Origin of the sequence: Limimaricola sp., assembly GCF_016125575.1 — a bacterium.
GTDB lineage: Bacteria > Pseudomonadota > Alphaproteobacteria > Rhodobacterales > Rhodobacteraceae > WGLM01.
Genome location: NZ_WGLM01000005.1, coordinates 153,327 through 171,649 on the forward strand (window position 1 = coordinate 153,327; position 18,323 = coordinate 171,649).

At 65.0% G+C, this 18,323-nt stretch carries 14 protein-coding genes; 4 read left to right on the forward strand and 10 right to left on the reverse strand.

Annotated elements, in window-relative coordinates; all coding sequences use genetic code 11:
* Nucleotides 1-7 precede the first annotated feature (7 nt).
* On the reverse strand, nt 8-385 hold the full coding sequence (locus tag GC146_RS12140; protein WP_291838827.1) for a GFA family protein: 378 nt from the start codon (nt 383-385) through the stop codon (nt 8-10).
* A gap of 35 nt (nt 386-420) precedes the next feature.
* Nucleotides 421-1,053, reverse strand: a complete 633-nt coding sequence (locus GC146_RS12145; RefSeq protein ID WP_291838830.1) for an NAD(P)-binding domain-containing protein — start codon at nt 1,051-1,053, stop codon at nt 421-423.
* 74 nt (nt 1,054-1,127) lie between these two features.
* On the opposite strand from GC146_RS12145, the gene GC146_RS12150 reads away from it, so the two are divergent.
* Nucleotides 1,128-2,066, forward strand: coding sequence for a LysR family transcriptional regulator (locus GC146_RS12150; protein WP_291838833.1), 939 nt, complete (start codon nt 1,128-1,130; stop codon nt 2,064-2,066).
* Between the two features lie 38 nt (nt 2,067-2,104).
* Here GC146_RS12150 and GC146_RS12155 read toward each other — a convergent pair whose 3' ends face one another.
* The 3 genes from GC146_RS12155 to GC146_RS12165 form a co-directional block, all read right to left on the reverse strand.
* Nucleotides 2,105-2,581, reverse strand: a complete 477-nt coding sequence (locus GC146_RS12155) for a hypothetical protein (RefSeq protein ID WP_291838836.1) — start codon at nt 2,579-2,581, stop codon at nt 2,105-2,107.
* Nucleotides 2,582-2,891: 310 nt separating this feature from the next.
* On the reverse strand, nt 2,892-3,914 hold the full coding sequence (locus GC146_RS12160) for a zinc-binding dehydrogenase (RefSeq protein ID WP_291838839.1): 1,023 nt from the start codon (nt 3,912-3,914) through the stop codon (nt 2,892-2,894).
* Nucleotides 3,915-3,933: 19 nt separating this feature from the next.
* Nucleotides 3,934-4,329: a cupin domain-containing protein gene (locus tag GC146_RS12165; protein ID WP_291838844.1), complete on the reverse strand. Its 396-nt coding sequence runs from the start codon at nt 4,327-4,329 to the stop codon at nt 3,934-3,936.
* A 164-nt stretch (nt 4,330-4,493) separates the two neighbouring features.
* Here GC146_RS12165 and GC146_RS12170 point away from each other — a divergent pair, with 164 nt between their 5' ends.
* Nucleotides 4,494-5,018: a winged helix DNA-binding protein gene (locus tag GC146_RS12170; RefSeq protein WP_291838847.1), complete on the forward strand. Its 525-nt coding sequence runs from the start codon at nt 4,494-4,496 to the stop codon at nt 5,016-5,018.
* Nucleotide 5,019: 1 nt separating this feature from the next.
* Here GC146_RS12170 and GC146_RS12175 read toward each other — a convergent pair whose 3' ends face one another.
* The 3 genes from GC146_RS12175 to GC146_RS12185 all read right to left on the reverse strand — a co-directional run bounded on the left by GC146_RS12175 (nt 5,020) and on the right by GC146_RS12185 (nt 7,890).
* Nucleotides 5,020-6,315, reverse strand: coding sequence for a TRAP transporter large permease subunit (locus GC146_RS12175; RefSeq protein WP_291838850.1), 1,296 nt, complete (start codon nt 6,313-6,315; stop codon nt 5,020-5,022).
* A gap of 5 nt (nt 6,316-6,320) precedes the next feature.
* Nucleotides 6,321-6,848, reverse strand: coding sequence for a TRAP transporter small permease (locus GC146_RS12180; RefSeq protein WP_291838852.1), 528 nt, complete (start codon nt 6,846-6,848; stop codon nt 6,321-6,323).
* Between the two features lie 64 nt (nt 6,849-6,912).
* Nucleotides 6,913-7,890 (reverse strand): TRAP transporter substrate-binding protein, encoded by a 978-nt coding sequence (locus tag GC146_RS12185; protein WP_291838855.1) that lies wholly within the window; start codon nt 7,888-7,890, stop codon nt 6,913-6,915.
* Between the two features lie 131 nt (nt 7,891-8,021).
* Here GC146_RS12185 and GC146_RS12190 point away from each other — a divergent pair, with 131 nt between their 5' ends.
* Nucleotides 8,022-11,630, forward strand: a complete 3,609-nt coding sequence (locus tag GC146_RS12190; RefSeq protein ID WP_291840713.1) for a hydantoinase B/oxoprolinase family protein — start codon at nt 8,022-8,024, stop codon at nt 11,628-11,630.
* A 107-nt stretch (nt 11,631-11,737) separates the two neighbouring features.
* The gene (locus GC146_RS12195) at nt 11,738-13,549 is read left to right on the forward strand and encodes an alpha/beta fold hydrolase (protein WP_291838858.1); all 1,812 of its coding nucleotides are present in this window, start codon (nt 11,738-11,740) and stop codon (nt 13,547-13,549) included.
* A 99-nt stretch (nt 13,550-13,648) separates the two neighbouring features.
* Here GC146_RS12195 and GC146_RS12200 read toward each other — a convergent pair whose 3' ends face one another.
* Nucleotides 13,649-17,731 carry an ATP-binding protein gene (locus GC146_RS12200; RefSeq protein WP_291838861.1) on the reverse strand — a complete coding sequence of 1,361 codons (4,083 nt, stop codon included), beginning with the start codon at nt 17,729-17,731 and terminating at the stop codon, nt 13,649-13,651.
* Nucleotides 17,728-18,258, reverse strand: a complete 531-nt coding sequence (locus GC146_RS12205; RefSeq protein ID WP_291838864.1) for a hypothetical protein — start codon at nt 18,256-18,258, stop codon at nt 17,728-17,730. The genes GC146_RS12200 and GC146_RS12205 overlap by 4 nt, the downstream gene beginning before the upstream one ends.
* Nucleotides 18,259-18,323: the final 65 nt, after the last annotated feature.

Genomic DNA, 18,323 nt, shown 5'->3' on the forward strand with positions numbered 1-18,323 from the left:
GGGCCACTCAGGACGCGACTTCGGGCAGGTCGTACCAGTCTGGTTTGGACTCGGACCAGAGGTTGCGGATGATGCGTTTGCCTGATGGCCCGTCGATCAGCCCCGCCGAGATCAGCCAGCGCGCCGATGGCGTCACTTCTTTCAGCACCCTTGCCCCGCAGGTACCGCAGAAGGCGCGCCTGTTTTCGGCCGACGACTGGTACCAGACCAATGCATCAGCCTCCTGAAGGGTGATCTCAGCGATCGGGGCGGCAAGGAACGCGTTAAAATTGCCATGCATCTTTTGGCAGTCAGTACAGTGGCAGGCCAACACGCCTGCCGCCGCGGCGGGCAAAACCAGACGGACGGCGCCGCAATGGCACGTCGCGCTAAGGCTGTCGCTCATTTGGTATCCTTTCACTTGGAAAAAGCGGGGAAATGTCAGGCAGACACGGCGGCAAATGCCCAGTTACGATCCTTGCCGCGCATCAGGGCCTGATTGATCCAGACCATGCCGAAGGGTTCCAGCAGCCGCGCCTTGGTGATGTCGCCGGCATCCAGCGCCTCGAACCCCATATCCGTCAGAAGCTGGGCGACCTGTGACTTGGCCCCGGCATCGTCACCCGCCATGAACATGACAGGGCGGTGGGGCAGTGAAGTGTTCTGCGCCATCACCTCGGCCCCGACCTGATTGAGTGTCTTGACGACATGCGCGCCGGGCAGCCAACCCGCCACCGTTTCACCGCCTGAGGTAGTGTGGCCCAGCATCAGCCCAGGGCCCTCGGCCGTGCGTCCGATCGGGTTCATGCAGTCGATGACGATCTTGCCGGACAGATCACCAAGGGCCCGAACAGCCGCCTCTGCAATGGCCCAGGGAAGGGCAAGAATGACGATATCGGCAGCCGCGGCGGCATCTGCTGGCAGCGCGGCATTTGCGCTGACGATCGTGACAAGCCTTTGCACCTCTGCCGTCGCGGGATCGCGCGCGCCCAGCGTCACAGAGTGCCCCTTGCCGGCAAGAGCCTGCGCAATGGCACTGCCGACATTGCCGGTTCCGATGATCGCGATCCGCATCCGATTATTCCCTTGCTTCATTCGACAAGGCGGAGATATGCGGATTTTGAATGCAGAAAAAACGAATAAATATAATGACTGATTTAAGTATTTCGCAACTCAGGCGGCTGGACCTGACTTTGCTTCTGATCTTGCTGGGGCTGTTGCGCCACCGCAAGGCCGCGACTGTTGCGGGCGAGTTGGGGTTGACCCAGTCGGCGATCAGCCAGGCCCTGCGGCGGCTGCGCGACATCTTCGAAGACGAGCTTTTCCTGCGACGTCCGCACGGGATGGAGCCGACGGCGACTGCACTGGCGCTGGAATTGCCGGTAGCGCGGGCCGTCGAGGCGCTGCGTGGTGCGCTTGGGGCTGCGCGCTACTTCGATCCGGCAGAGGCGCGCGGCGATCTGCACATTGCCGCGCTTGACGCTGAACAGGCCGTGCTGATCCCGCACCTTGCTGCGCGGCTTTGCCGGGCTGCGCCGGGCTTGCGACTGTCGGTCCTGCCGCTGAACAGATCCGCAGCGGTTGACGCATTGGCCGAGGGCAAGGTCGATCTGTCGTTTGGATTTGTTTGGAATGCCCCGGACTGGATCTCGGGCGAACGGCTTTATGACGAGGGGTTTCTGGTTGCCGGTCAACCGGACATGCTGCCTGACGCACCGGTGATTGAACTGGACAGGTATTGCGCCGCCAATCACGTCCTTGTCTCACCCGCGGGCGAGTTGCAGGGCATTGTCGATCGGCAGCTGGCGCAGATCGGGCGAAGCCGGCGCGTGGTCCTCGGCCTACCGGCCTTCTTGCCAGGCCTTGCCGCTGTGGCACGCTCGCCTGTGCTGGTGACATTGCCCGCCCGGGTGGCGCGTGGTTTCGCCCCGGGTTTCGGGCTGGTGACGGCCGAACCGCCGCTTGAGATCCGGCGCTTTCCGGTCTCGGTGTTCTGGCACCGCCGCAACGATAGCGATGCGCGCACGATATGGCTGCTGGAGCAGGTCAGGGCCTGCGCTGCCGTTCTTCAGGGCGACAAAACTTGACAGAGCGCGCCCGCAGATCGCGGCGCGCTCTTCCAGCCCTAAAGGCCCAGTTGGACGGCCTGCAGCGAGACCAACCAGGCCGACATCATCGGTACGACAAAGATGCCGAGGATCGCCTTGTTGTTGGGAACCTTGGCAAGAAAGATCGCGTGAAGAGCCAGCCCAAGGCCCAGCGGCAGCCCGACCCACAGGCTTGGCCCGCCAAGGCCCCAGGACGCGCCGCAGATCCAGACAGCCGCGAACAAGTGCACGCCCATCCGCAGCGCCCAGGCAATGTCCGAACCGATGCCGTTGATCGAGACGATATCGACAAGCGCGTCGAGAAACAGCCACAGATAGCCTGCAAAACGCACCACTGGCCCGCCGGGCAACTGCTGCACGAGGGGTATCAGGGCGAGGTGATAGACGAGCCCGGCAAGATCGCCAGCGAACAGGTTGCGATGCTTGATGGCGAACATCGTGAGCCAACCCGCGAGGGAAACAAGCGGGAGGAACCGAAGGGAAGTTGCGATCATGGTGTCGTCCTTTGCATGACGCCGAAGCGCCGGTGTGATTGGACGCCGCGCAGAACCGCAGACTGTTTGGGGGACCCGATACAGACCGGCGGAGCATGCGTTGCGCCTGCTACCGTCGCGGTCCGCGACCTCCGGGTCCGGAGGTTGGATCTGTGCCTGCCAAGCTGGCAGGTGACCGGGGCTCACCTCAACCGGTCCGCCATTTTCGACTGGTTGAAATTATGACCTGCTTCAGTCGGGGTCAATCACCGCCAGCGGCCCGACCGGCGACAGATGGCCGGTCGGGGGCAGGCACGAGACGGCAAGGGTCTCAGCCGTCAACGCGCAGCATGGTCTTGATCGCACGGCGTTCGTCCATCGCCTTGTAGCCTTCGGCGACCTCGGCAATAGGCAGGACCTGGTCAAAGACCTTGCCGGGCGCAATCCGGCCCTCAAGGACCCGGTTCATCAGGTCCGGCAGAAAGCGGCGGACAGGCGCGGGGCCGCCAAGCATCCGTTGCTGGCGCAGGAAAAGTTGCAGGCCGTCAAAGCTGACACCATGCGGCACGCCCACATAGCCGATCGAACCGCCCGGTCGGCAGACGCCCACGGCCTGTGCCATCGATTGTTCCATCCCCACGGCCTCGATCACGGAATCCGCGCCGACGCCGTCAGTCAGCTCCAGCACCTCGCCAATGCCGTCCTCGCCTCGCGCGGCGACGATATCGGTCGCGCCGAATTCGCGGGCCAACGCGGTGCGGCTGTCGTGCCGGCTCATCGCGATGATGCGCCCCGCGCCCATCTGTTGAGCGGCCATCACGCCCATCAGCCCAACCGCGCCATCGCCCACGACGACGACCGTACCCCCCTCGCGCACGTCGGCCGCGACCGCGCCGAACCAGCCGGTTCCAAGCACGTCAGAGACGGCCAACATGTGCCCGATCATCGCGTCGTCCGGCATTTCTTGGGTCGCCACCAACGTGCCGTCCGCCAGCGGGACGCGGGCATAGGGCGCCTGCGCGCCGGTCATGATCTCGCGTTGCACGCAGGAGGACTGAAATCCGTATTGGCAATGCGGGCAGGTATTGTCTGACAAGCAAAAGCTGCCGACGACGAACTGACCGGGCCGAACACTGCGCACCTCGCTACCCACCTCGACAACCACGCCACAATATTCGTGTCCCATGTGCAGCGGCGCGTCGAACTTGTTGTGGCCCCGGTAGGGCCACAGGTCCGACCCGCAGATGCAGGTGGCCGACAGCTTGATGATTGCGTCGGTTGGTTTGAGAATCTTTGGGTCGTCCACGTTTTCGTAGCGGACATCGCCGGGGGCGTGCATGACGGTTGCGTACATGGGTTTTCCTTTCGTGCGTTCAGGCGCTGTATTCGGCGTCGGTGACGTGTTCGGCCCAGGCAACGGCCTGACCGTCCTTCACTTCCTGCAGGGCAATATGACTCATGCCGGTATCGCGCGCGGCACCATGCCAGTGGCGTTCCTGCGGCGCAAACCAGACGACATCGCCTGCGCGGATCTCCTCCACCGGCCCGCCTTCACGCTGTACCCGGCCACGGCCGAAGGTGACGATCAGTGTCTGTCCAAGTGGATGTGTGTGCCACGCCGTCCGCGCGCCGGGGTCGAAGGTGACATGCGCGCCCTGCACACGTTCGGGCGCCGCGGGATTGAAGAGCGGGTCGATCCGGACCCTGCCTGTGAACCATTCGGCCGGGCCAATGGCAGAGGGCCGGCTGCCGCCGCGAAATATTTCCATTGATGTGTCCTCTTGGTTGGCGGGCGGGCAGGCGTGGCACGGCCCCCGACGGTGGCCGGACCTTGTGCCCCTTGATGCGCTGAGCTCGCCCCCGATCAGGGCTGGTTCACAATACATCTGTGATCCGCTAGCGTTCTGACAAGGCAGCAATTGGAGGATGCACGTTGACGGAGACTTCTCAAGACAGCCGTCGGCGGATCGTATCGTCGCGCCACCTTGCCACCGAGGACGGCTGGCCGCTGTCGGAATACGAATACGGGCTGATCATGGCCTTCAACGGCTTCAGCCGCTGGATGACGCGCTGCATGACGGCGGCGGGCAATGCCGGGATGAACCCGCTGGAAATCCTCGTGTTGCACCACGTCAATCACCGCGACCGGCAGAAGCGGCTGACCGATATCGCCTTCCTTCTGAACATCGACGACCTGCACACGGTCAACTATGCGCTGAAAAAGCTGCAGAAGGCCGGGCTGGTCGAGGGCGAGCGGCGCGGCAAGGAGATGTTCTATTCCACCACGCAAGCCGGGGTCGAGCTGTGCGACGCCTATCGCGAGGTGCGGGAGCGGTGCCTTGTCGACAGCCTCAAGGTGATGGAATTCGACCACGACGACCTGACGGCCGTGGCGGCGCTGCTGCGCAACCTGTCGGGCTTTTACGATCAGGCCAGCCGCGCTGCGGCCTCGCTCTAGGCTACATCAGGCCCGGCAGGAAGGTGGCGATTGCCGGCACGACGGTGATCAGTGCCACCGCGCCGAGCAGCAGGAAGAAGAAGGGCAGCGCGGCGCGGGCGATGCTGAGAATATCCATCCCCGTCAGGCCCTGAATGACGAACAGGTTGAAGCCCACCGGCGGGGTGATCTGGCTCATCTCCACGACCAGCACGAGGTAGATGCCGAACCACAGCGGGTCGATCCCCGCGGCCTGGATCATCGGCATGATGATCGAGGTGGTCAGGACGACGATGGAAATCCCGTCGAGAAAGCAGCCCAGCACGATGAAGAACACCGTCAGCGCCGCGAGCAGCGCGAAATGCGACAGGTGCATGGTGGCAATCCACTTGGCCAGCTGGCCGGGAATGCCGGTAAAGCCCATCGCCACCGTCAGGAAGGCCGCGCCGGCCAGTATCAGGGCGATCATGGTGGAGGTGACGGTGGCGCTCATCACCGCCTCTGACAGCATTTTCCAGCTTGCCGCGCCCGAAACCCAGGCCAGCGCGACTGACAGCAGCACGCCAACCGCCGCCGCATCGGTGGGCGAGGCGATGCCCGCGTAGATCGACCCGATCACGCCAAGGATAATGGCGACGACCGGGGCAAGGCGGCGCGAGGCGTGCAGTTTCTGACGCAGGGTATAGCCCTGCGCCTCGGCCGGGATGGCGTCGGGATGGCGCCACGCCTGCAGCGCGACATAGCCGCCGAAAAGCGCCACCAGCATCAACCCCGGCAGGATGCCCGCGATGAAAAGCCGCGCGATCGACTGGTCGGTGGCCACGCCATAGACGATCAGGATGATCGAGGGCGGGATCAGCAGCCCCAGCGTGGCCGAGCCCGCCAGCGTGCCAAGGATCAGCCGGTCCGGGTAACCGCGGCTGCGCAATTCGGGGATCGACATTTTGCCGATGGTCGCGCAGGTCGCCGCCGACGAGCCCGAGACCGCCGCGAAGATCGCGCAGCCCAGCACGTTGACATGCAACAGCCGCCCCGGCCAGCGGCCAAGCCACGGCGCCAGCCCCTCGAACATGTCCTGCGACAGTTTCGAGCGCAGCAGCACCTCGCCCATCAGGATAAAAAGCGGCAGCGCCGTCAGCGACCATGAATCGCTCGCGCCCCAGATCGTGGTGGCAAAGACCGGGCCGACAGGGGCGTGCGAGAAAAGCACGATCGCCGCACCCCCCACCACGATCAGCGAGATCGCCACCCAGGTGCCCATCGCCAGCAGCGCGAACATCAGCGCCAGCAGGCCGGCGGAGGTCAGGACATGTTCCATGCGGGCTACTCCACCGATCCGGCATCGACGAGGGGCGACTGTCCGGCGGCGGCGGTCTGCACGATCAGGTCGAGAAAGGCGACCGCGAGGATGCTTAGCCCGACCGAGGGCGGGATCTGCACGATCCAGAGCGGGATCGGCACGATGCCCGAGGACATATCGCCATACAGCCACGACTGGCCGGTCAACTGCCACATGTACCACGCGCCCCCCGCCGCCACGACAAGGCCGATGGCCATCGTCAGCAGTTCGAACACCAGCCGCGGGCGCCGCCCCATACGGCCGACCAGCAGAGTCACCCGGATATGCCCGCCCTTGACCAGCGTGTAGGGCAGGCCGAGGAAGGAGGCCGCGGCAAGCAGGTATCCCGAGATGTCGTTGTAGGACGGGATCGACAGGTTGACGCCGGGAATGCGCATCTTGGTCACCAGATTTGCGGCGACCTGTGCCGCGATCAGCAGCGTGATCAGCACGATGGCCGTTCCGGCCAGTGCGCCGCTGATCTGGTAAAGCCGGTCAAGAACCTTGCGCATGGGCCATCGTCCTTCGCCAAGAATTCAGATGCCCCGCCCGGGATCCGGGCGGGGCGGGACAGGTTCAGTGCATCGCCTCGTAATCGGCGAGGATCTTGTTCGCCTCGGGGCTGGCCTTCTCGGCCCAGGTCTGCTGCATCTTCTGGCCGATCTCCTTGAGACCGGCAATCAGGGCGTCGCTGGGCTGCACCACGGTCATGCCGTTGTCGGCCAGCGCCTTGGTCTGGGCATCGGTCTCGGCCATGCTCATCTGCCAGCCGCGGGTTTCGGCCGCCGCGGCGGCCTCCATCACGGCCTGCTGCTGGTCGGCGGGCAGGGCGCGGAAGGCGTCGCGGTTCACGACCACGATGTTCTTTGGCAGCCAGGCGTTGATCGGGGTGTAGTAGGTGACGTAATCCCACGCCTTCGACGACACGCCGGTCGAGGGCGAGGTGATCATCGCCTCGACCTGCCCGGTGGTGAAGGCCTGCGGGATGTCGGGCACCTCGACCTGCACCGGCACCGCGCCGCTGAGCGAGGCGAAAAGTTCCAGCATCGGGTTATAGGAGCGCAGTTTCACGCCCTTGAGATCATCGACGGTGGCAATCTCCTTGCGGGTGTAAAGGCCCTGCGGCGGCCACGGCACCGAGAAGAGCGGGATCAGGTTCTGCTTTGCCAGAAGCTCGGTGATGACCGGCTTCTGCGCGTCCCACAGCCGTTTTGCGTCGTCGTAGTTAGTGGCGAGGAAGGGCAGCGAATCGAGGCCATAGGCCGCATCCTCGTTCGAGATCAGCGACAGGAAGAATTCGCCGATCGGCACCTGCCCGCTGCGCACTGCGTTCTTGATCTGCGGGTGCTGGAACAGCGAGCCGGCCGAATGCACCTCGATCTGCAGCGCGCCGTTGGTGCGGTCCGAGACATCCTTGGCGAAGTCGCGGATATTGACAGTGTGGAAGGTGGAATCGGGGTAGGGTGTGGGCATGTCCCATGTCTCCGCGTGGGCGGAGGCCGTCGTCAGGGCGGCAGCAAGACCGAAGGCTGCCATGCGAAGCGAGAGTGTCATCTGATTTTTCCCTGTCATCTGGTGTGAAGACCCCGTCTTGTGCGGGTCCATGCCAAAACAAGAGCATTACGTTGACAATTTGTCAACGTTTTGTCACGTTGCGAGGATCACTGTGAATGGGGACAGGCAAGATGTGGCAATTCTGGATCGACCGTGGCGGCACCTTTACCGATATCGTCGCGCGGCGGCCCGACGGGCAGTTGCTGACCCACAAGTTGTTGTCGGAAAACCCGGAACGCTACGACGACGCTGCCGTCCAAGGCATTCGCGAGATGCTGGACGTGCCGCCGGATGGCCAGATCCCGCCGGACACCATCGGCGCGGTTAAGATGGGCACGACCGTGGCCACCAACGCGCTCCTTGAGCGCAAGGGCGAGCGCACGCTGCTGCTGATCACGCGCGGCCTGCGCGACCTGCTGCGCATCGGCTACCAGAATCGGCCGCGCCTGTTCGATCTGAAGATCGTGCTGCCGGAACTGCTGTATGATGCCGTGATCGAGGTTGATGAACGGCTCGATGCCGATGGCAACGTCATTGCTCCGATGGACGAGGCTGAGGTTCGTGCGGCATTGGACGCCGCGCACGCTCAGGGCTACCGTTCTGTCGCCGTGGCGCTGATGCATGCCTACCGCTACCCCGCGCATGAGCGACGTATCGGTGACATGGCGCGCGAAGCCGGGTTCAACCAGGTCTCGCTGAGCCACGAGGCAAGCCCGCTGATCAAGCTGGTGTCGCGCGGCGATACGGCGGTGGTGGATGCCTACCTGTCCCCGATCCTGCGTCGCTACGTCGGGCAGGTAAGCGATGCACTGGGAGCAGGGGACGGAGGCTGCCGCGCCCTGATGTTCATGCAGTCTAATGGCGGTCTGACCGATGCTGCGCTGTTTCAAGGCAAGGACGCTATCCTCTCCGGCCCTGCGGGCGGCGTGGTGGGCATGGTCCGCACCGCCGAGGCCGAGGGGTTTGACCGGCTGATCGGCTTTGACATGGGCGGCACCTCGACCGATGTCTGTCACTACGCGGGCGACTATGAACGCTCGTTCGAAACCGAGGTCGCCGGCGTGCGGATGCGCGCGCCGATGATGAGCATTCACACCGTCGCCGCCGGTGGCGGCTCGATCCTGACATTCCGGCAGGGGCGGTTGCAGGTGGGCCCGGAAAGCGCCGGCGCCAACCCGGGGCCGGCCAGTTACCGCCGTGGCGGGCCGCTGGCCGTGACCGATTGCAACGTCGTGTTGGGCAAGCTGCAACCAGCGCATTTCCCCGCCGTCTTTGGCCCGAACGGCGATGAACCGCTCGATGCCGAGGCCGCGCGCGCCGGGTTCGAACGGCTCGCCGCCGAGATCGCCGCCGAAACGGGCGAGGCGCTAATGAGCGTCGAGGCGCTGGCCGAAGGGTTCCTGCGCATCGCGGTCGAGAACATGGCCAACGCCATCAAGAAGATCAGCGTGCAGCGCGGCTATGACGTGACCGGCTACACGATGAACTGTTTCGGCGGGGCAGGCGGGCAACATGCCTGCCAGGTGGCCGACGTGCTAGGGATGGAAAGCATCTACATCCATCCTTTTGCCGGGGTGCTTTCCGCCTTTGGCATGGGGCTGGCCGACATTCGCGCGCTGCGCGAGCACCAGTTTGCCGCCCCCGTGGCTGAGGGTCAGGCAGCGCGCGACGTGCTTGACCGGATCGGCGCGGCGGCCCGGGATGAGATATTGGGTCAGGGGATAGCACCTGATGACATCATGCTGATCGAGACCGCGCATATCCGCACGCCCGGCTCGCACCAGACGCTGCCGGTGCCATTCGGCCCCGAGGACGCGATGCGCGCGGCCTTTGACGAGGCGCACAGGCAGCGTTTCGGCTTCGTGCCCGACTACGATGACCTTGTGATCGACCTGCTGACCGCCGAAGCCGTTGGCTCGACCGGCGAAGATGCATCGCTGAAGCCCGCAAAGCGCGAAACCGCCCCCGCCACGACGGCGCGGATGTTCACGCAGAGCACTTGGGCGGATGTGCCCTTGGTCGATCGCGCGGCGATCGGGACAGGCGACAAGGTGGACGGCCCGGCCATCATCACCGAACCCACCGGCACCAACATCGTCGAACCGGGTTGGCAGGCAAGGGCGCTGGCGGGTGGTGGTCTGGTTCTGCGCCGCGTGGTCCCGCTGAACCGAAAAGAGGCCGTGGGCACCACGGTGGACCCGGTAATGCTGGAGGTCTTCAACAACCTCTTCATGTCCATCGCCGACCAGATGGGTGCCACGCTGGCCAACACCGCCTATTCGGTCAACATCAAGGAACGCTACGACTTTTCCTGCGCGATCTTCGATGCCGAGGGCGATCTGGTGGCCAATGCCCCCCACGTGCCCGTCCACCTCGGCTCGATGAGCGAAAGCGTGCGCACGGTGCTGCGGCAGAACGCAGGGCGTATCCGCCCCGGCGACGTGTTCATGATGAACAACCCCTATAACGGCGGCACGCACCTGCCCGACGTCACGCTGATCACGCCGGTCTTCGATGCGGCGGGGCAGAAGATCATCTTCCTGACCGCCTCGCGCGGGCATCACGCCGATATCGGCGGCAAGACGCCGGGGTCCGCCCCGCCCGACAGCCGCAGTATCGACGAGGAAGGCGTGCTGATCGACAATTTCCTTGTCGTCGACCGTGGCACCCTGCGCGAGTCGGACACGCGCGCGCTGCTCGCCTCGGGCCGCTATCCCTGCCGCAACATCGACGAGAACATGGCCGACCTTGCCGCCCAGATCGCCGCCAACGCGACCGGCGCGCAAGAGCTGACGCGGATCGTCGGCCAGTTCGGGCTGGACGTTGTGCAGGCCTACATGGGCCATGTGCAGGATAATGCCGAGGAAAGCGTGCGCCGCGTCCTCGACGTGCTGAAGGACTGCGCCTTCACCTATCCGCTCGACAGCGGGGCGCAGATCAAGGTGGCGATCTCGGTCGATCACGCGGCGCGACGGGCGCTGGTGGATTTCACCGGCACCTCGCCGCAGGACCAGTTCAACTACAACGCGCCGCTGGCGATCTGCCGGGCGGTGGTGCTTTATGTGTTCCGCACGCTGGTGGGTGCGGACATCCCGATGAACGAGGGATGTCTGAAACCCATAGAGATCAGGGCGCCCAAGGGCTCGATGATCAATCCAGAATACCCGGCGGCGGTGATCTCGGGCAACACCGAGGTCAGCCAGGCGATTGCCGACACGCTTTACGGTGCGCTGGGGGTGATCGCGGGCAGCCAGGGCACGATGAACAATTTCGTCTACGGCAATGCCCGGTTGCAGAATTACGAGACGATCTGCGGCGGCACCGGGGCCGGGCCCGGGTTCAATGGCGCAAGCGCCGTGCACAGCCACATGACCAACACCCGCATGACCGATCCCGAAGTGCTGGAAACCCGCTTTCCCGTCCGGGTCGAGGAGTTTTCGGTTCGGCACGGATCGGGCGGGGCAGGGCGCTGGCAGGGCGGCGACGGCATCGTCCGGCGGCTCCGCTTCCTTGAAGAGATGACGGCGACGGTTATTTCTTCGCATCGCGTGGTGCCGCCGCATGGCATGGCTGGTGGTGCGCCGGGCATGACCGGCGAGAACCATGTCGTGCGCAAGGACGGCCGCATCGTGGCCCTGAAAGGCAATGACGAGGTGCTGATGCAGCCGGGCGACATCTTCGTGATGCAGACGCCGGGCGGCGGCGGTTATGGCACGGTCGATCCGCCAGAGGACGGCTGAAAGCCTGACGACTTGCTCTCGATCAAGGTGCGGACGGCGCGCCCGTGGCATGATGCATCGCATTTCCCAGTGACGGGACGGACTGGATCCGTTCCGGGAGCGTGATGATGACCAAACCCACCAAGACGCGGAAGCGCCCAAAGGGCACTGCCTTGCAAGTCGTGCCCGACACCTCGCACGAGGCCCCCGGCGTTGCGGGCGCGGCAGAACCCGCACATCGCCACCTGAACCTCGACCGCAGCGCGCGGGCCGCCATTGCCCGGCTCTCTGGCGGCGTGTCGTCGCATGCCTTTCTGCAGGCCTGGACCGACTGGTGCTTTCATCTGGCCGAGGCACCCGGGCGCCGGCTGGAACTGGCCGAGCGGGCATGGGAAAGCGCGCTGACGCTCGCCTCGCATACCGCCGACAAGGACCGCGCATCACCCTTTGCGCCAAAACCCTACGATCATCGTTTTGACCATCCCGACTGGGAAAAGGCACCGTTCCATGCCTGGCAACACGGCTTTTTGGCGATGCAGGACTGGTGGGACTTTGCCACCGACAATTTGCGCGGCTTGCGCCCCGAAGATGCGAACCGCGCGCGGTTCATGGCGCGCCAGATGCTCGACACTGTCGCGCCCTCGAACTTTCCCTGGCTCAACCCCGAGATCATCGAGGCGACCATGAAGACCGGTGGGCGCAACCTTGCCGAGGGGGCCGGACATTTCATGCAGGACATGGTCAAGCTGGTGACCCAGCAGCGCGACCCGCCGTCTGAGGGGTTCCGCCTTGGCGAGGATCTGGCTTGCACGCCGGGCACGGTGGTCTATCGCAACGAGTTGTTCGAGTTGATCCAGTATGCTCCGCAAGGCAGCACGGTGCGGCCAGAGCCGGTTCTGATCGTGCCGGCGTGGATCATGAAATACTACATTCTTGATCTGTCACCCCAAAACTCGATGGTCCGGTATCTTGTCGAACAGGGGTTCACCGTTTTCATGATCTCGTGGTGTAACCCGACGGCCGCGCAAGCGGAGTTGTCGCTGGAAGATTACCGACGCAATGGCGTGATGGCCGCCCTTGATGCCGTTTGCGCAATCGTGCCGGGACAGAAGGTGCATACGGTCGGCTACTGCCTGGGCGGCACGATGCTGGCCATCGCGGCCGCGACGATGGCGCGCGATGCCGATACGCGGCTTGCCAGCATCACGTTGATGGCGGCGCAGGTGGACTTCGCCGAAGCGGGCGAATTGCTGCTTTTCGTCGACGAAAGTCAGGTGGCCTATCTTGAGGACCTGATGTGGGACCAAGGCTATCTCGACCGTCCGCAAATGGCGCGGACCTTTTCCACAATACGTGCCGAGGACCTGATCTGGTCGCGCGCGGTGCGGCGGTATTTCCTCGGGCAGCAGGACATGCCGACCGACATGGGGGTCTGGGTCGCCGATACCACGCGGATGCCGGCACGGATGCATGGGCAGTACCTGCGCGGGCCTTTCCTTGAGAACCGGCTGACGGCAGGGCGTTTCGCAGTTGAAGGACAGGTGATTGCGCTGAAAGACATCGCGGCGCCGATGTTTGTCGTGGCGACCGAGACCGACCACATCGCGCCGTGGCGCTCGGTCTACAAGACGCGGCTTTTTACCGATGCAGAGCTGACCTTTGTTCTGACCGGCGGCGGACATAACAGCGGTATCGTCAACGCGCCGGGCGATCCTCGCAGCCACTACCGCGTCTCGCGGCGTGAGGCGGGGGCGCTTTATGTCGGGCCAGAGGAATGGCTGGCCGTGACACCTTCGGTCAAAGGGTCATGGTGGACGGAATGGGCGGACTGGCTGGGCGCGCATAGCGGGACTGCCGGTGCGCCGCCTCCGATAGGTGCCGAGGCGAAGGGGCTTGTGCCGCTTTGCCCGGCACCGGGGACTTATGTCTTTCAAACCTGATTTGCGTGCCCGGTTGATGCTGCGCCCGCAAGAGTGGCCCGATCAGGATGGCAGCGTTGCGTCTGGGCGATGGCCCTATTCGAAAGGCCGACCACAGGATCAAGAGCCCTGATCGCGCCAGCAGGCCGAAGCTGTTGCGGGCTGGTCCGGATCGATGCGGCAAGCCTGGCTCAGCCAGTGGCGCGCGTCGGCAACCAGTGTGGCCCGGTCGTCAAAAGCGAAGCGTTGCTGGGGATCATTCGCTGCGGTCAGCAGCAAACTGCCATCGTCCAGCGGGACAGGTGTCAGGAATTTGTAACCGCTTCCAAGGTCGGCCAATTTCAACCCGGTCGCAGCATCGTAGGCTTGGGCGATCAACTCCGACTCGCCGATATCCTCGACAACGAAAAGCCGCCCGGCCCGGTCTGTTGCGACCTGAGTGATCGGGTAGCGCAACGTCAAAAGCGCGCTTGGCGGTCTGTCATCGGCAGGGTTCCAGGATAGCAGCGTATCCGACCTTTCGGCGACAAACATCTCGGGACTACCCGGCACGCGGAAGGTGGCTTGCGGCCAGTTGCCGGGAAGGCTGCCGATAGCGTGCCCCTTGGCGTCCAACACCCTCAGGCCCGTGTCGTCAGACACCGCGTAATAGCCAAGTTCGGGCGAAAGGGTGAGGCAGGCATGCGTCTCGACAGTGTCCAATGGGACAAGCAGGCTCTGCGGCTGACCCTTCCACGTGAAATTCACCCGCCGCATCGTTCCTTCGACCGTTTCCTTCTCATCCCAGATCGTTGTCAGGTCTACAGGCTGGCGGTTCTCGGCAGGCTGCCCCTGAACAAGGCAGAGTTGGGTAGATAGCGGTGCCGCGTTCAGCGGGCTCGTCGGAAGGGTGCCGTAGACACGACGCGGATCGACCATCAACAGCGTTTTCGAGGTGTCGCCCCGTCCCACGCCCGGCTTCAGGACCAGCGCCGTCTGTCCGTTTGGCAGTGCCACCTGAAGCTCCACCGGTGCTGGCACAGTGAAGCTCAGGCTGCGCAGGGGCGTTGCACCATCTGTCAGGGCCAACGTCACGTCGCGAAAATCGCTTGCCACCACAACACCTTGGCCATTGGTCAGGCTGGCACCATCCGGCGGCAGATCGCTGCGCGCGCTAACAAGAAAGGGCGGGTTGTCAGCGTTCCCGGTGAAATAGTCCGGCATGTCAGCGGGATCGGGCAAATAGGCGGGGTCGGTCAGGAAGACCTCTCGCCGCCCGCCACCGCTGGAGGCCACGTCGAGCGACAGAACGAGGCCCGTACCATCGCGCGCGCAGGAGGCCGAATAGGCGTAACCGTTTCCGTAGCCCAACCCGAGTGCGGCCATCCGTGGTGACAGCGCGTTTGCTCTTTCCGCGCCGAGGGCGGGCCAAAGACAGGTTCGCGCTGGTGCGTCGCTGGTGTCGGCCGGCGGTGGGGCGATGCCGATCTGGCGCAGCTCTGCCTGCGCGGCCGTGTCGGCATCGGCGGCGAAAGAATAACCATCGGCATTCAACATCAACTGCCCCAGCCAATTCGTGCGGTCGCTGACGGCCGCGCCGCTGCGCAGGTTGACGATCAGCGCGGCCTCGCCCGAGGGGGTCGGGTCGGTGATCGGTTGCCGCACGTCGCCAAAACCGTCCCATGTGATGGTTATATCCGGGCGCTCGGTGGCATCGCCAAATGCTCCGTGCCACAGCAGACGCGGATTGTCGTCCTTCACGCTGAAAAAGGCGATTTCCTGCTGGCGCTCGGAATTCAGCATCCTTACGGCGACGACGCCGCCGAACGGGCCGGTTGCCCCGCTTCCCGCGAGACGGCCGGGCAGCGTGAAGACCTGTTTTGGCGCGCCGGTGCCATCAAAACGAAAGACCGCACCGCTTGCCGGCACCATGTAATATAGCACGCCGTTGGCCTTGAACGGCTCCGCCCCTGCGGGAATGGCAAAGCGTGTTTCGCGTGTAGCCCGGTCCAGCGCCTCGCGCAGCGCGGTTTCCAGTGCGGGCTCGGGGCCGGCCGGCAATGCATCGGAGGCTGCGATAAGCCGCAACAACGCCTCGTCGACAAAGCCGTTTTCGGTCAGAGCAGTTGCACTGTCGACGGATAGTCGCGCGGCTCGGCTGGCCGCCGTAGCTGCCGAGGCCAGCCTCTCGCCCCGTTGCCAGACCGCGATACCTGCCGCGACGGCGATCAGCGTGGCCGCGGCAATTCCCATGCCCAATGCCAGCCGCCTGCGCGCGGTCGCCTTTCGGCTTCGGTCGATCAATTCGGCGCGTGAAGCGGTCAGGTATCTGGCAGCCTCTGGCGGCATCTCGACAAGGGCTCGGGCGGCAAGGTCTTCCGCGGCATCAAGACGTGCCTCTGCCAGCAACAAGTCGTCCGGGCGTCGGCCCGCGGCGGCCCAATCCTCGGCCACGGCCTCGATCCGGTCGCGCAGCACCAAATCCTGCCGCATCGCCTCGATCAGCGCGGCAAGACGCGGCCAGTCGGTCAGGATCACCTCGTGCGCCAACCGCCAGCCCGGCACCTCGCCCGCAGCCGCAGTGCGCACCAGCCGCGCCGCGACCAGCCGGTCAAGGATGCGCCGCGCCGGATCATCGGCCTGATCGGCGGGCAAAAGCCGGGCAAGACCGCGTCCGGTCTCGACATCGAAACGAACAAGCCCGGCAAGGACCCTGTCGATCCGGTCGGGCGCTATGCCGTCGGCCAGAAGGGCGGCATGGGTGTCTTCGGCATAGCGCCCCACCGCCTGTTGAAAGCCGCCGATCCGTTCGTAGGCGGCGAAAGGAATTGTTCCATCCGGTTCGGCCAACGCCGCCAGACGGGTCAGCACGACCTGCAGAAGCGGGAGCGAGTCGGGCGAGCGCAACGCAGGTTCCGCAAGGGCCGCGGGCAGGTCACGCCCGTCCGGGGCTGCCGCAAAGCGCAATCCGGCGAGGGCGGCGGGTGCAAGGATCATCTCGGTGATTTCGAACAGCGTGGGCGGCCCAAGGCGGAAAAGCCGTGCATCGCTGGCCAGACGGGCCAGTGCCGGGATGCTATCGAGAAGCGCCAGAGTGTCGCCTCGCATCGTCGCCACCACCCAGACGCGCCCGCTGGCGCAAAGTGCGGCCAGTACTGCCGCAAAGGCACCTTGTGCCGCGGTATCCTCGTGTTGAAAAAGCTGTTCCAGCTGATCCACGACAAGAAGCAGACTTTCGTCCTTGGCCAGACCAGCGGTGACCGCGCCGACCACGTCGCGCTGCAACGCCTCGCTGGGTGCAATGTCGCGCAAGGCAAGGGCCAGCGCCGGCAGCGGCGCGGTGCTGTCCAGCACCAGATCTGCCACGCGCCATTGTCCTCCCTCGCGGGCCTGCGCAACGACATCAGCCGCGATCCCGGCACGAGCGAGCGAGGATTTACCCACGCCAGACCTGCCATGCACCAGCAAGAAACCGCAGCCCTGCGCCGCGGCCCGGCGCAACCGCTCCAGTGCTTCTTCCCGCACGCGGGCGCGGCCAAAGAACCTGTCATGCTGTTTGATCCCGTAGGCGGCGAGGCCAGGCCAAGGAGCACCGTCAAGACGCCGTTGCACCTTGTCGGCAGCGGCCGCGGGACGGGGTAGGGCAAGATCCAATGCTTTCAATGCCGCCTCGACCCCGGCAACAGGGCAGAGCGAGACGCCAAGTGCATCGAGCCGCGCGCGCAGATCGGCTGGCAATTCGGCAAGGTTGCCTTCGGGCATCACGGCAATAACGGGCAGGCCTTCGGCCCGCGCCTCGGCAAAAAGCTGCAGCGCGCGCTGCAACTTCTGTGGCACATGGCCCACCTCGCCTACGGCAAGATCGACCGCGCGGATCGCGCCTGTCGCCCAGACCAGTCTGCGTGCCGGGGTGTCGCCATCGAGACGTTGCACCAAAGCACCCTCGGCCTCCAGTGCATGGGCGATCAGCGCACCCAGTTGCCAGCTTGATCCAACGTCGATCGGCGCCGAGACGTCCATGCGAAAGGCGGCATGTCCGTAAAGCCGTTCGATCACGCCCGTGGGCTGGCGCACGAAGGCGTTATAATCGGTGTCGATCCCGGCTTGGGCGGTGGTGCCGTCCAGGCAGACGGTGGACCGGCCAATCGCGGCGTCCTCGCGGCCCAGATACAGGATCTCGGCCGGTGCCTCGGTCGTTGCGATGACAAGCCGGGTCGGCGTCATGGTGCGCCCTCCGCCAGCGGCAGAAGTGCCCCTTCGGTCTCGGGGTCGGCCAGCGCGGCCAAAAGCGATGCATCGACCACGTTGTCGAGGACCTGAAGCGTTTCACCCGCCGCATCGGTCGCAGGCAGGGGATGGCGCAGCGTTGTGCCGTCAGGGCGGGTCAGGACCAGCACCAGTGGCCCCATGGCCCAGTCCAGTCGCAGCAGCAGGTAGGTTTGCCCGCCGCGCCGCGCCGGACGCAACTCGATCCGTCCCCCCGGGAAGGTTCGCGTGTCGACCGCGCCGTCCGAGGCCGCGGCAAGGCTGGGCAGCGTAAACTGCGCCAGCCTGTCGCGGATCCGGCGAAACATGGCGCGCAATGCGGGATCGGCGAAAAGGGCCCGGCTGAGCCGGTCATCTACGGGTCCTTCTCCGGTCAGGAAAAGGTGGATCTCACGCTCGCCCAGCCGGTCGCGGCGCAAGGCGGCGTCACCAAGCGCCTGATCGGCCGCATAGGACCGGTCCGCGCTGTCGAAAGGGTCGCTCATCCCTGCTCTCCCTTTCGGTTGCCAAGCCGCGGCCTGATCGGGATGGTAAAGACAGTGCCAGAAGG

Coding starts and splice junctions, on each gene's coding strand:
- GC146_RS12140 (WP_291838827.1), bottom strand. CDS start 385: ATGAGCGACAGCCTTAGCGCGACGTGCCATTGCGGCGCCGTCCGTCTG.
- GC146_RS12145 (WP_291838830.1), bottom strand. CDS start 1,053: ATGCGGATCGCGATCATCGGAACCGGCAATGTCGGCAGTGCCATTGCG.
- GC146_RS12150 (WP_291838833.1), top strand. CDS start 1,128: ATGACTGATTTAAGTATTTCGCAACTCAGGCGGCTGGACCTGACTTTG.
- GC146_RS12155 (WP_291838836.1), bottom strand. CDS start 2,581: ATGATCGCAACTTCCCTTCGGTTCCTCCCGCTTGTTTCCCTCGCGGGT.
- GC146_RS12160 (WP_291838839.1), bottom strand. CDS start 3,914: ATGTACGCAACCGTCATGCACGCCCCCGGCGATGTCCGCTACGAAAAC.
- GC146_RS12165 (WP_291838844.1), bottom strand. CDS start 4,329: ATGGAAATATTTCGCGGCGGCAGCCGGCCCTCTGCCATTGGCCCGGCC.
- GC146_RS12175 (WP_291838850.1), bottom strand. CDS start 6,315: ATGGAACATGTCCTGACCTCCGCCGGCCTGCTGGCGCTGATGTTCGCG.
- GC146_RS12180 (WP_291838852.1), bottom strand. CDS start 6,848: ATGCGCAAGGTTCTTGACCGGCTTTACCAGATCAGCGGCGCACTGGCC.
- GC146_RS12185 (WP_291838855.1), bottom strand. CDS start 7,890: ATGACACTCTCGCTTCGCATGGCAGCCTTCGGTCTTGCTGCCGCCCTG.
- GC146_RS12190 (WP_291840713.1), top strand. CDS start 8,022: ATGTGGCAATTCTGGATCGACCGTGGCGGCACCTTTACCGATATCGTC.
- GC146_RS12195 (WP_291838858.1), top strand. CDS start 11,738: ATGACCAAACCCACCAAGACGCGGAAGCGCCCAAAGGGCACTGCCTTG.
- GC146_RS12200 (WP_291838861.1), bottom strand. CDS start 17,731: ATGACGCCGACCCGGCTTGTCATCGCAACGACCGAGGCACCGGCCGAG.
- GC146_RS12205 (WP_291838864.1), bottom strand. CDS start 18,258: ATGAGCGACCCTTTCGACAGCGCGGACCGGTCCTATGCGGCCGATCAG.